Annotated in this window: 8 protein-coding genes; 3 read left to right on the plus strand and 5 right to left on the minus strand. The window is 46.9% G+C overall.

What is annotated here, in order from left to right; genetic code table 11:
• Positions 1–4: 4 nt before the first annotated feature.
• Positions 5–244: a hypothetical protein gene (locus tag MD588_RS14370; RefSeq protein WP_407676571.1), complete on the minus strand. Its 240-nt coding sequence runs from the start codon at positions 242–244 to the stop codon at positions 5–7.
• A 332-nt stretch (positions 245–576) separates the two neighbouring features.
• Between MD588_RS14370 and MD588_RS14375 the strand changes: the two genes are divergently transcribed.
• On the plus strand, positions 577–2223 hold the full coding sequence (locus tag MD588_RS14375; protein ID WP_265698060.1) for an ABC-ATPase domain-containing protein: 1647 nt from the start codon (positions 577–579) through the stop codon (positions 2221–2223).
• A gap of 80 nt (positions 2224–2303) precedes the next feature.
• On the opposite strand, the gene MD588_RS14380 is transcribed toward MD588_RS14375, so the two are convergent.
• The gene (locus tag MD588_RS14380) at positions 2304–4181 is read right to left on the minus strand and encodes a methyl-accepting chemotaxis protein (RefSeq protein ID WP_265698061.1); all 1878 of its coding nucleotides are present in this window, start codon (positions 4179–4181) and stop codon (positions 2304–2306) included.
• A gap of 582 nt (positions 4182–4763) precedes the next feature.
• Here MD588_RS14380 and MD588_RS14385 point away from each other — a divergent pair.
• Together MD588_RS14385 and MD588_RS14390 are read left to right on the plus strand one after the other, a co-directional pair.
• Positions 4764–5681, plus strand: coding sequence for a lipase family alpha/beta hydrolase (locus tag MD588_RS14385; protein ID WP_456107235.1), 918 nt, complete (start codon positions 4764–4766; stop codon positions 5679–5681).
• A gap of 2 nt (positions 5682–5683) precedes the next feature.
• A complete protein-coding gene (locus MD588_RS14390) occupies positions 5684–6556 on the plus strand; it encodes a lipase secretion chaperone (protein WP_265698062.1) in 873 nt (290 codons plus the stop codon).
• A gap of 99 nt (positions 6557–6655) precedes the next feature.
• On the opposite strand, the gene MD588_RS14395 is transcribed toward MD588_RS14390, so the two are convergent.
• From MD588_RS14395 to malQ, 3 genes are all read right to left on the minus strand, one after another.
• On the minus strand, positions 6656–8236 hold the full coding sequence (locus MD588_RS14395; RefSeq protein ID WP_265698063.1) for a methyl-accepting chemotaxis protein: 1581 nt from the start codon (positions 8234–8236) through the stop codon (positions 6656–6658).
• Positions 8237–8772: 536 nt separating this feature from the next.
• Positions 8773–10920: a 1,4-alpha-glucan branching protein GlgB gene (gene glgB / locus MD588_RS14400; RefSeq protein ID WP_407676572.1), complete on the minus strand. Its 2148-nt coding sequence runs from the start codon at positions 10918–10920 to the stop codon at positions 8773–8775.
• A 43-nt stretch (positions 10921–10963) separates the two neighbouring features.
• Entirely contained in the window at positions 10964–13156 is a 2193-nt protein-coding gene (gene malQ / locus MD588_RS14405; protein ID WP_265698066.1) for a 4-alpha-glucanotransferase, read from the minus strand.
• Positions 13157–13176: the final 20 nt, after the last annotated feature.

Consider the following 13176-nt stretch of genomic DNA (forward strand, 5'->3'; position numbering starts at 1 on the left):
ATACTCACACTGGCCAAAATGTCAGGTTAACGATCCTCACTACAACCCCAACCACGAAACAACTGACACCCAGGCGGTACCATTTATATTCCGCAGTATCCATAGCAACACGTTTGTAGAACATTTTCACTACCCCTGACCAGTCATGGGTTCGTTTTCCATACTGAAAGACACTCTTGGTAATAAACAGCAACCCGGACACAATCAAAACAATTTCTGCAAAATTCATCGTGGTTTCCAGCATGACTTCTCCTTTCCTAGCTGTCATTCATACCCAAACGACTTCAAAATGCAGCATCAACGAGAATGACTGGGTATAAACTAATATCAACATAGCGAATCAGCGATATTTCACAATTAGACCAAAGTGGAAAGAAGGAAAGAGTCAATGTTATGCCAACAATTACAATCCTTTTCTTACTTCCTTCAAAGGAAGGCAACCATAATTCGTTATAGTACTTAAGGTAGGTTAAGAGGAAACCTAGCCATCTGAAAACAACAGATAATTGTACCGATTAGGGTGCCTTTCGTGTAGAATCCAGCCCCCGGAATTTTCAAGAACGATATCGAGGCGATATGCAATTACTCGAAGCCAAATTACATAAAATTGACCGTCATAATTACCGCAGCTACTCAAGTCTGCGTGGAGAATATCAATTCGTTGACTTCGACTTTTATATCGATTCGACACAAGCTGATCCCTTTGCGCCAGCCTCTCGCGTCCGCGCCCGCCGCAAGTGGTCTTTAACCGATCTTGAATGGTTAAAAGAGCAGTCAGTCGATTACCAGCGTGCTGCACGTGATTTTATTGCACGCCAATTCGCTGATTTAGCACAACAAATCAATGAAATTCAGATTGATCGTCCGGGTCAGGCTGTCCTTGATCGCACTGCCGTTGTTTTTGATGATGATGCTATCGAGCTTCGCTTCCGCATTAACCTACCAGCTGACGGCCGCACCATTATCGCCAAGAAGACAGCGAATCTGCTGACCTTCACCATGCCAAAGATCATTCGCCGTGCAACCATTGCCCGCGAATTACCATTGGATGAAATGAAACGCCATTGTGAAACAATTGAAGATCAGGTTGCACTTCGTCGACAACTTAAAGACAAAGGCCTAATGGCTTTCGTTGCCGATGAAAGTATTCTTCCTCGTCTGGCTGGTAACAGTGATCTGCCAATGGCTGACGCCGTTCCTTTCGTCAGCCCAGAAAGTCTAGCCGTTGAGCTGGAAGCCCCGCACAAAGGTACGGTTCGCGGTATGGGCGTGCCAGTAGGCATCACCATGATTGTCGGCGGTGGTTTCCACGGTAAATCAACCCTGCTAAATGCCATTGAGAATTCAGTTTACGATCATATTCCTGGCGATGGCCGTGAATACATCGTTTCTGACGATACGGCCTCCAAGATCCGAGCGGAAGATGGTCGCTGTGTCCACAACGTTGACCTCACGCCATACATCAGCAACCTACCGATGGGCAAAGATACCAGTGCCTTCAGTACTCAAAATGCATCGGGTTCCACTTCACAGGCATCTTGGCTGCAAGAATCGATTGAATCAGGCTCTAAAGCGCTGCTAATTGACGAAGATACGTCGGCATCAAACTTCATGATCCGTGATGAACGCATGCAGGCGCTGATCGCGAAAAATGATGAGCCAATCACACCGCTTGTAGATCGTATATCGCTGTTACGTGATCAGCTTGATATCTCTGTACTGCTTGTTATGGGCGGCTCAGGCGATTATCTCGATGTAGCCGACACCGTGATCCAAATGCACAACTACGAGGCTGTCGACGTTACGGCAAAAGCACGCGAAGTCGTAGCAACTCACCCTACCCGTCGTCAGTTGGAAGGTTCAGAAGAGATCAAGCGTCCACGTACCCGCAAGGTTAACCGCTCGGCGCTGCAGACCATGCTGGAAGACGGTAAGTTCCGAATTCAGGTTAAAAGCAAATCATCTTTACGTTTTGGACGTGAGTTTATTGACCTGCAGGCACTGGAGCAGGTTGCCGATGCCAGCCAGCTAAATGCTGTCGGTTGGCTATGGTTCCAGTTAGCGCAAAGTAAAGGCTGGGAGAAGAATCCGAGCAAAGCGTTTGCCCAGATGCTGCATGATGAGTGGTTCCGCATGATGCCGAACTATGGTGATCTTGCCAAACCACGAGTGATCGAGGTAATGGCGGTTCTAAATCGCATGCGAGCGGCTGAATTTAAGTAGCGTTACATTATAAATTTGCTGACACCAAAAGGCGACCATATGGTCGCCTTTGCTTTTTAGGTTTTAATGCTTGGGCTTGTTTAACTCAGCTTAAACTGGGCCACAATACGTGCCAGCTGGGCATTGGCAGCAGCCAGTGCCTGCGCGCTGTCAACAGCACTTTCCGAGTTAGAGGACAGCTCGGAAACCATTTCACTGATTGCGGACATATTGCGACTAATCTCAACCGAGACAGAGCTCTGCTCTTCTGCCGCAGTAGCAATCTGGTTACTGATGTCATTGATTTCCTCAACCGAGTTATTCATCGTATCCAGGCTAGTATGAACTTGCTCAGTATCAGTTGCCGTCTGACGACATTTTTGCTTGGTCTTATCCATCGCAGCAACCACGGTTTCTGAACCAGAAGTCAATTTGGCCAGCATCTCGGCAATTTCGGCTGTACTCTGCTGGGTTCGACCGGCAAGGGCACGGACTTCATCAGCGACGACAGCAAACCCCCGGCCTTGCTCACCAGCTCGGGCGGCCTCTATCGCGGCATTGAGTGCCAGCAGATTAGTCTGCTCAGCGATCCCACCGATCACCGTCAGCACAGAATTAATCTGTTGGGTATCTTCATTCATATTGTGAATGTGACTTTCCATGCTTTCAACCTCCTCGACCAACGAGTTAACCCCTGCTACAGCCTGTCCAACTGCAGATTTTGATGTCTGAGCTTCCTGATTGGCTTCCTGGGTATAACCAGCCGCCTGCGAGGCACTTTGGGCGACAGTACTTGCAGTCGAACTCATTTCTTCTACTGCAGTCACGACCTGCTCGGTTTCAGCGGTGTGAGACTGCAATATGGTATTGTTGAGCTCGGCTTGGTTATGGAGCTGGCTGATCCCACCAGAAATATGTTGGGTGGCCTGCATAACTTCCAGCATCATATGCTGCAGGTTATTGACAAAGGTATTAACGCCTTCTGCAATTTGCCCCAAATCATCACTGCTATTGACTGTGAGACGGCGGGTCAAATCACCATTCCCCTGTGATAGATCGACGATAGTCTCCTTCAAAGCGACGATAGGTTGATACAATCGGTTAAGCAATAGGACAACAACCGTTACACCTATCAAGATAGATAGCAATAAAGCAACGATCCCGCTATTGAGCGCCTTATCTACTTCAGCATATGCCACTGACTTATCCACACTAATGAAGATGTACCACTGGTTATCACCCAATAGTTGAATCGTGTTGAAAAAAGCAACCCGCTCACTACCATTCCGCTCGTACTCAGCACTACCACTTGTCTGACCGATGATTTGCTGCCGCAGCTCAGAAACATTGAAATCGCTCCCTGCAGGCATCTCAGGATCAGTAGAGGCAAGAGGTACAAAATTCCTGTCGAGGATCATAGCAACGGCACCAGGAAATTGAATTTCCTCGACAGTATGCTGGATCGTTTCTATGGTAATATCACCAAGCACTACCCCGTTATCTATCGGGCTAGCAATACTGACCATAGGTTTTTTTGTATAGAAGTCATTGTAAATGTCAGTCAGGATCGTATGGTCGGCACTGCGGGCATCTTTATACCAGTCCCTCGTTCTAGGGTCATATTCGTTCGCCTCTGAAACACCGCCTTCGCTATAAGAGCCGCCATGTTCGTATCCAGCTGTGAAACTGGCTAGCTTTGCCGCTTCAGTAAGCAACCTGGCTGTCGCAACCATTTCAGCATCGGGATGATACTCATTAAAAAACTTGGTAGAACTTTCCACCACCGATATTTTTTGCTGTATCCAAGACTCTATCTTTTGCTTGGCTTCATCAGCAAGGAGAGTTGAAAGGTGATTGATACTGGCTGTTTTGTCATCGCGAAATTGAATATAGGAATAAAAGTTAGTAGCAATTAGTATCAGTGAAATTAATATGGCTATTGTGGTAATAATTCTAGCCTTAAAGCCAAACTTGCTCATTACGAATCCTTGTGTCTGGATTTTTGTACTATTTAATTAAATTGCTGCAAATTGCTTTACACGCTTAGCCTATCTGCAGCACCAGGGTTATAAGAAAACCCTTAATTCTTATAAAATAAAGAGGCCGCAGATAATATGGGGGATTTATGACGCTTTTGTGACAATATAGCTGGTCAGATATCTAACCTCACTCAGTTCAAACTACACAAAATAATAATTAAATCTTTTAAATCATTAGATTAAAAAATCAACTCTCATTCAATGCCTCTAACTATCTGACTATCTGACTATCTAGATTGGTGTAATTATCAATACCATCCCCCTTATCAATAAAAACCAGCCCCTCACCACAGGATATATGTAGAAACAAATTGAATGAACTCAACTGATGACTGCAGGGTTTGGATATCTCTAATCAACACTCCCAATCGTACACATAATGTTGAAAAGCGCCCAAATAACTGGTCACCCATCACAATCACACCAACTCACCAGATATGCACTTAATTTAGTACTAGAATTATTTTACTCGCAAGAGGTCTAATAAGGAGAGTAAAATTGAAACGTCTCACCACAATTCTAATCATTTGGCTATTTTCTTTTACCTGTCAAGCAGGTACCAGTACTAACGGAATAAACCAAGAAGGATATACCAAGACTAAATACCCTATTGTGCTCGTTCACGGCTTATTTGGCTTTGATTCATTGGCGGGCATGGACTATTTCTACGGTATTCCGCAAGCACTTACAAAGAGCGGTGCAAACGTCTATGTTGCCCAGATTTCCGCCACCAACAGTACCGAAGTACGTGGTGAGCAACTTCTCACACAGATACAAGAGGTTTTGGCCGTTACCGGAGCCGAAAAAGTTAACCTGATAGGCCACAGCCACGGTGGTCCAACAACACGATATGTCGCCTCTGTGGCACCTGAATTGGTTGCCTCGGTTACCAGCATCGGCGGCGTAAACAAAGGCTCCCATATTGCTGATCTTACCCGCAACACCGTTCCTGAAGGCTCCCTACCAGAAGGCGTTGCCGTCAAGCTTGCAGAAGGGTTAACAACGCTAATCAATCTACTGTCAGGTGGTAGTCACCTACCCCAGGATCCCCTTGCATCGCTTGATGCCCTGACCACAGAAGGTCTAACGAAATTCAACCAAAAATACCCAGAAGGCGTACCTACCAGCTACTGTGGTGAGGGTGAGTTTCTTGCTGACAACGGCGTCTATTATTATTCATGGACAGGAACTAGCAACTTTACCAATCTTCTAGACCCTACCGATGGAGCGATGGTCATACTCGGACTGGCTTTTGATGAGCCAAATGACGGCCTTGTCGGACAGTGCAGCACTCATCTTGGCAAGGTGATCCGAGACGACTACAAAATGAACCACCTCGATGAAATTAACGGTATGTTAGGTATCACCCACTTGTTCGAAACTGCACCGACAACCCTTTATCGTCAACACGCAAACCGTCTGCAACAGCAAGGACTATAGCAATGAAAAAGATCGCACTTGTTTTACTGTGTGTAGTCGGGACAGCATGTGCGGTCTTTTACTATCACATCATGACAACCGATGAGTCCGATATTCAGGTCGCTTCGCAACAGGATACGAAAATCGACAATGAATCTTCCCGAGATACATTCGAATACTTTCTTTCTGGCTTTGGCGAGGCTGACCTGGATACCCTGAAACAACACTTCCAAACGTATAATGATCAGCAAGCCAATGCCTACCAACTAGACACCGACCTATTCGAAAAACTCATTCAATACAAAGCCGCACTGCAAACATTAGAACCTTTAGCATTCGAGCAGCTCGACATTGATTCGCTTCAGCAATTAAACGACCAAATAATCTCGTTGCAGCTTCGCTTTTTTAGCCAGGAAGAACAAGCAAAGCTGTTTGCAGAGGAAAACCAGCTGCGCGACTTGGCACTTAAACAGCTCAAGCTAAAACAGCAAGCCACCAGCGAAGAAGACTTCCAGAATCAATGGCAGCAAGAAATCGACGACTTACCACCTGAGCTACAAAAGAGTTATCAAAATGCCCAACTGCTTTCACGTCTGCAAAGTACCAAGATAATGAATTCGCAAGAGCGTTTCCTGGCTAACCAGGAACTCGTAGGAACAGATGCTGCAAATCGGCTTGAGGTATTGGCAGAGAAGCGCACTGCTTTTAAACAGAAACTAACGCAATACCTTGAGCAACGTGCGGAAATTAAAGCCGATCTGAATCTAAACATTGACGAGCAGCAAGAGGCTATTGGTGAGCTGAGAAAAACATCGTTCTCAGCAACACAGCAGCGACGCATCCTGGCTCTGGAATCTATCCACGATGACCAAATTGCCGTAGACAGTAATGGGTAACAGCTGGTTTCCCCTATACTGCGAAAATACAAAAACAGCGGGTAACCAAGGTTACCCGCTGTTTACTGTTTTACCGTCAATAATTCGCGACAAGCTTTGCTAACCGCGCTTAAACTGCACCATCAGGCGCTGCAACGCTTCCAGGCGTTCTACCAGCATTCGGGTGCTTTCAACCGACATATCACTGGTTTGAGAAGTCATTAACGTTAGCTCACCAATATGTTCGACATTTCGCGCAATTTCATCACTGACACCCGCCTGCTCCTCAACAGCCGACGCGATCTGGTGACTGCTGCCTGTGACTTTATTGAGCATTTCATTAATCTCGTTCAGACGCGTCCCCGTTTCAATGGCCTGCTGACGGCAGTGCTCTGATAACTCACCACCACGCTCGACAGCATCTACAGCTTGCTTGGCTGTTTCTTGGAGATGATTAATCATCTGGTGAATTTCACCTGTTTGCGACTGCGTTTTCTGTGCCAGTGAGCGAACTTCATCGGCAACAACCGCGAAACCACGACCCGCCTCACCGGCGCGAGCAGCCTCAATCGCCGCATTCAATGCCAACAAGTTTGTCTGATCTGCAATAGAGCCAATAACATCAAGGATCCCCTCAATCTGGCGGCTGCTTTCAGACAGCGCATTGATAACCTGTTTAGAGTTATCCAGTTCACTGTGTAGCGAATGTACCGATTCGATAGTACTTTCAACACTAGTCTGACCGCTTGCTGCCATTTGCTGAGCCTGAGTCGCCAACTCTGAAGCCTGAGCGGCACTTTCTGCAACCTCTCTGACCGTAGAAGACATCTGTCCCATCGCCACGCTGACCTGCTCGGTCGCTTCGGCCTGCTGGGATAAATTGGTTTTGATCTGCTGGGTATTGGCAAACTCATCTTCGGCAGAAATCAAAATGTCGCCGGATGTCTCACTGGCACGGCCAACAATTGCCCTTAGTTCGGCTCGGCGCATGCGAAGTGCCAGTTCAATCACGGAGTAATCATCTTTCTTGCCGGTATAAATTGGCTCCATGACGGGGTTGTCATAAGCTTTTTTTGCCAGCTCCTGAATCGCAGCTAAGCGAGACTGGGAAAAGGCACTTACTCCTAACCCGGCAAGCAGCATTGCCGTTGTCCCGACCGACAACCAGGCACTGCTATCGACAAACAATTGAGCGGCAGAACCAAGCAAAGCCAGTAGCAACAGGCTGTTCAACCACCCCCCTTGGCGAAAACGAAAACTGGCAATACTGTCCGAATTATTGTCCAGCTTACTGTAGGCATCCGTTGCTCGTTTAACGTCTTCCTCATTCGGCCGGCTTCTAACCGATTGATACTCAATGATCTGCCCTTTCTCATCGGTAATTGGCGTTACAAAAGCAGAAACCCAATAATAATCACCATTTTTACAACGATTTTTTACAATACCCATCCAGCTCTTGCCAGCCTTGACGTATTGCCATAACTGTTCAAACGCTTTTTTCGGCATGTCACCATGTCGTACTAGATTATGGGGTTGGTCAACGAGCTCCTCCTTGGTATATCCCGCAATATCGCAGAAGGTCTGGTTGGCATAAGTGATGTGACTTTGCGGATCGGTTGTGGATATCAAATCCAACGAAGCTGAATAATCGACTGCTTTTCCGGCATTTTGCAATGAGGCTTGTTTTACAGGTCTTGTCATTATTATCTCTATTTTGTTCTTAGTATTATTTTGAAGCGCTGCCATTTCTATATTGTACGATGAAACGACTTAATAGCGATATTGTGACATTAACCCCAATCCTATGCATTGATGTAAGTTAATTTGACGCAAAATGTCAAAACAATAGCCACATCACGAAACCAAAGCTATCTGTTACATCCAAGTGATTTGAATTTGATATATACCCAAACAACCTCAAGATGCTCGTTTCAGCGAGAATGACTGGGTGGGTAGGTCGGGCCGCGTAGGCAAGGCGCTGATTTGAGGACATAGTAGCTCTACGTTAAAAAGCAGCAACACAGCATACCAGCCCAGTCAACTAGCCCTTCGGGAGTGATTCAGCTAGCCTATTTCTGCGTCAAATGACGTAGCAATGGGCCCACCATTCCAGCCGTCATTTTCCTTGAACTGGACATGCTGATATCACTCTGAATCCTGCATCTTGAGGTAGCTTGGGTATACAAAAAGCCCGTGACCAAAGTCACGGGCTTTTAAGGACAATTTACATTGTTCTGTTATTTCTTAGTGAATGCTAAGAATAATGTCGATAGCGGTGGTAAATCCACCTTAATCGAGTAAGGCAAGCCATGGTAAGACTCGTTGTCAGTCTCAACGACTGCCTTCACGGGAGCCTGACTACCCCAGTATTTTTCATCATCCGTATTCAATAGAAGCTGGTATTCCCCCGCTTCCGGTACAGCAATGGTATAGCCTTCGCGCGGTACGGGTGTAAAGTTTGAAATGACCAGTACTTTGTCGCCATTCAGTGCCATACGCTCATGGGCAAGTACACTGTTTTCAGCGTCATCCTGAACACGCCACTCGAAACCTTCCGGCGCACAATCTTGCTCAAAAAGTGCAGGCGTACTGGTATAAAGCTTATTCAGGTCACGGACAAGAGCCTGCGTGCCATGATGACGAGGGTATTGCAGCCAGTGCCACTCTAACTGTCCTTCATGGGCCCATTCCGCACTTTGCGCGATCTCCGCGCCCATAAAGTTGAGTTTCTTGCCTGGCTGACCATACATATATCCCATAAAGGCACGCAGGTTAGCCGTTTGTTGCCACTCGTCACCCGGCATTTTGTTCAGTAGCGAGCCTTTGCCGTATACCACTTCATCATGAGATAGAGACAGTACGTAATTTTCACTGAACGCATATACCAACGGGAACGTAATGGTATTGTGATGGAATTTACGATGAACGGGCTCTTCTTTGATATAAGAGAGGCTATCGTGCATCCATCCCATGTTCCACTTGAAGCCAAAGCCAAGACCGCCCATATCGGTAGGTTTTGATACCCCAGGATAAGCAGTAGATTCTTCGGCAATGGTCATCGCATTAGGATAATGGCGATAGACTTCTTCGTTCATCCAGCGCAGCAGGCTAACCGCATCAAAATTGACATTGCCACCTTCGTGGTTCGGAATCCACTGATCATGCTCGCGTGAATAATCGAGGTACAGCATTGAGGCAACCGCATCAACTCGCAAACCGTCAATATGATAATGCTCAAACCAGAACAGCGCATTTGATACTAGGAAACGGCGGACATGATCGCGACCGTAGTCATAAATGTAGCTCTGCCAGTCCTGGTGCCAACCACGACGAGGATCAGCCTCATTGAATAGCGCGGTACCATCAAAGTTGGCAAGGCCATGATCATCAGACGGGAAATGTGCCGGAACCCAATCCAGAACAACACCAATGCCAGCCTGGTGACACTGATCAACAAAATATTTGAAGTCATCCGGTGAACCGTAACGGCTGCTTGGCGAAAACAAACCAATCGGCTGGTAGCCCCATGAACCGTAAAAAGGATGCTCAGAAATTGGCATCAGTTCTACATGGGTATAACCCATATCATTGAGGTAAGGAATCAACTCATCAGCAAGGTCGCGATAAGTGAGGAAATCGCCATTTTCTTTGGTGCGCCATGAACCTGCATGAAGCTCATAGAAAGACAGGGCTTCCTGATGCTTTGCAGTAACAGGGCGAGTTTGCCACTGGCTGTCATTCCATTGGTAACGAGACTGATCATAAACTTTCGATGCAAATGACGGATACTGCTCAGAATAGTATCCCCAAGGATCAGCCTTATGCGGAAGGCCGTTACCTTCGCTGTCTTTTAGCTCAAACTTATACAGCTCGTTCTCTTCAAGCCCCGGGATGAATAGTCCCCATAGGCCGTTATCAAGTTTTTGAAGAGGATTTCGGCGCCCATCCCAAGCATTGAATTGACCAACCACACTGACTGCTGACGCATGAGGCGCAAAAATCAAGAAGCGAACACCCGACACAGGCGTATTGCCTTTGTTCAGGGTAATCAACTGCGCACCCATCTCACTGTGCATTTGAGAAGGTGTTGTTAAGGCATCGCCTGATGGTAGCAGATTGTGGAATTGGTAAGGGTCGTTGATAGTTTGTTCGCCTTGCGGCCAACGCACCTCAAGCTGATAAATTGCAGTGGTAAAGTCCGTATCACCTTCCAAAATAAAGCCGCTGTCAGCTTCTCGGGTTAAAGTGAAACGCTCACCTTTTTCAGTTATTGCTACAACACTTTCAGCCCCAGGCATCCACACGCGAAGTGCAACTCCTTGAGGCTGATATTGAGGGCCTAAAAATGAAAACGGATCTGAAAATGCAGCTCTTTCGAGCTGCAAATATTCCTTATCACTGCGGGTCACTGTCAATGTGTCCAACGCATTACTCCTGGTTAGTTTTTTGTGAAGCTATCTCTCGTGTTTCAGTCAAACGTCGAGTTAAATCAATAATATTCTGACGTGTAAAAATATCATCTAAGGTAGTAGAAAGCTTACGACGCCAGTTAGGATATTCGTCGACGGTTCCTGGAATATTTACTGGCTTATCCATTTCTAGCCAGTCTTCAAGCTGCAGGCTTAATAGCGCACTTGAACTTGCAGCGAGGTGTAATTGCATACCTTCGCTCAGGTGTCGATCCATTGGGACATATGCAGCATCATGCCCAACACCTTCAGGAAGATAACCATGCCAAGCCAAACTATCAAGAATTTTTTGCTTGCTTTCAGCACGGCCATCAAACAAACCTTTTAGCTGCTCCTGATCAGGGTACAGACCCAGCTCTTCACCCATTTTCAGGTCATCACAGTGCCAGAAGCCACGAAGTGTTGGCATATCGTGGGTACAAAGTGCAGCCATCGACTGTGATGGGTAGTGTGAAGGTGAGTAGAAACCACCATCTTCTGCCGTTTCGAAGAAAAATACCTTGTACGAGTGAATACCCGCCGTAGATAGCTTCTCTACAATCTCGTCAGGTACTGTACCAAGGTCTTCACCGATAACCGTACACTGATGACGGTGACTTTCCAGAGCCAGAATAGCCATCATGTCTTCTACTGGGTAGTACATGTACGCACCATCTTTGGCACCCTCGCCCTTCGGAATCCACCAAAGGCGTAGCAGGCCGAGGACATGATCAATACGCAATGCACCACAGTTACGCATGTTGGCACGAAGAAGCTGAACATAAGGTTCGTAAGCTGTCTCTTTTAATGCCTCAGGATTTAGTGGCGGCAGCCCCCAGTTCTGACCAAGAGGGCCAAGGATATCTGGTGGCGCGCCCACGCTAACGTCTTGACATAGCGCACCATGATCCGCCCAAGTCTCGGCACCTGAATCACATACACCTACAGCCAGGTCACGGTAAAGGCCCATTACCATGCCTTTCTCTTCGGCTAACTCGTTAACCTCAGCAAGCTGGGTATCAGCTAGCCACTGCAGGTACATAAATAGTTGTACTTTTTTGAAGTTCTTCTTAATAAAAGTCTGAACGGCTGCATTATCGAAATGACGGTACTCTTCTGGGAATACCGGCCAGCCCCATACTGAATCATCTTCTTTCTTCAGTTCTGCATGCAATGCATCAAACGCCGCTTGGTGAAGCAGGCTTTCTCCACCCATTTCGACAAACTGCTGGAATTTCTGAGCACGCGCTGTGTCTTTGTCTAGGTGACGCTCGCAGAATGTATCGAACAACAACGGCAGAACTGCCATCTTCAGACAAGATACTTCACTGTAGTTAACCCAGTTAGTATTACGGGCTTCAACCAAACGCTGTTGGAATTCAGCACTACCAACCAGCTGCTGTGCTTCATCACACTGTGCAAACTCAGATACAGAGCTCACATCAATGTACATCAGGTTCAGCCAACGACGAGAAGATGGGCTGTACGGACTTGCACCTTCAGGGTTGGCAGGGAATAGAGAGTGAATCGGGTTAAGACCCACAAAATCACCACCACGGGCAGCAACATCGGCAACCAACTGTTTTAGGTCGCCGAAGTCACCAATACCCCAGTTGTGATTAGTGCGAATTGAATACAGCTGAACACTTGTGCCCCACAGTTTCTTGTCATCTAGCAGTGCATTCTGCTTATAACAAGACTGAGGAGTGACGATCAAAGTCATTTCAAACGGAGATTTACGACGCTTACGGAAAACTTCAAGCTTGTGGTAACCCCAAGCAAGATCATCTGGCAAAGCGAACACTAGCGGTCCACCAGCAGCACGCTCGTCGCTGATCAGCTGCGACTGCAGCCAGCCTTCCATCACCTCACCTTGCTCTGTTTCCAGACGCCAACTGAAGTCACTGATGCGCGCGCTTTGACCAAGGTGCATAGCAATGCGCATTGGCTCACCGCTACGAACAACCTGTACCGGTGCAAGCACATCAGGGCGGTTCTTCTTGTTAGCAGACTCAAGCAAAGCTTCGTCGTTTTTCGTATCGTAACCAAGAGCCGCTAACAAACGACGAATCGTCTCGCTCTCAACCTTGGCCTCATCTCCCCAAGCACTGACATAGCTATCTGCAATACCTACCATGTCAGCAACTTGTTTTAATACTTGATCATCTTTCATCGTTTTCTCCGATAGCGGCC

This window comes from Photobacterium obscurum, assembly GCF_026191635.1.
GTDB classification, from domain to species: domain Bacteria; phylum Pseudomonadota; class Gammaproteobacteria; order Enterobacterales; family Vibrionaceae; genus Photobacterium; species Photobacterium obscurum.

Bases quoted from the DNA above. Each gene is read 5' to 3' on its own strand.
- MD588_RS14380 (WP_265698061.1), bottom strand. From the start codon at position 4,181: ATGAGCAAGTTTGGCTTTAAGGCTAGAATTATTACCACAATAGCCATA.
- MD588_RS14395 (WP_265698063.1), bottom strand. From the start codon at position 8,236: ATGACAAGACCTGTAAAACAAGCCTCATTGCAAAATGCCGGAAAAGCA.
- MD588_RS14390 (WP_265698062.1), top strand. From the start codon at position 5,684: ATGAAAAAGATCGCACTTGTTTTACTGTGTGTAGTCGGGACAGCATGT.
- MD588_RS14370 (WP_407676571.1), bottom strand. From the start codon at position 244: ATGCTGGAAACCACGATGAATTTTGCAGAAATTGTTTTGATTGTGTCC.
- MD588_RS14375 (WP_265698060.1), top strand. From the start codon at position 577: ATGCAATTACTCGAAGCCAAATTACATAAAATTGACCGTCATAATTAC.
- malQ (WP_265698066.1), bottom strand. From the start codon at position 13,156: ATGAAAGATGATCAAGTATTAAAACAAGTTGCTGACATGGTAGGTATT.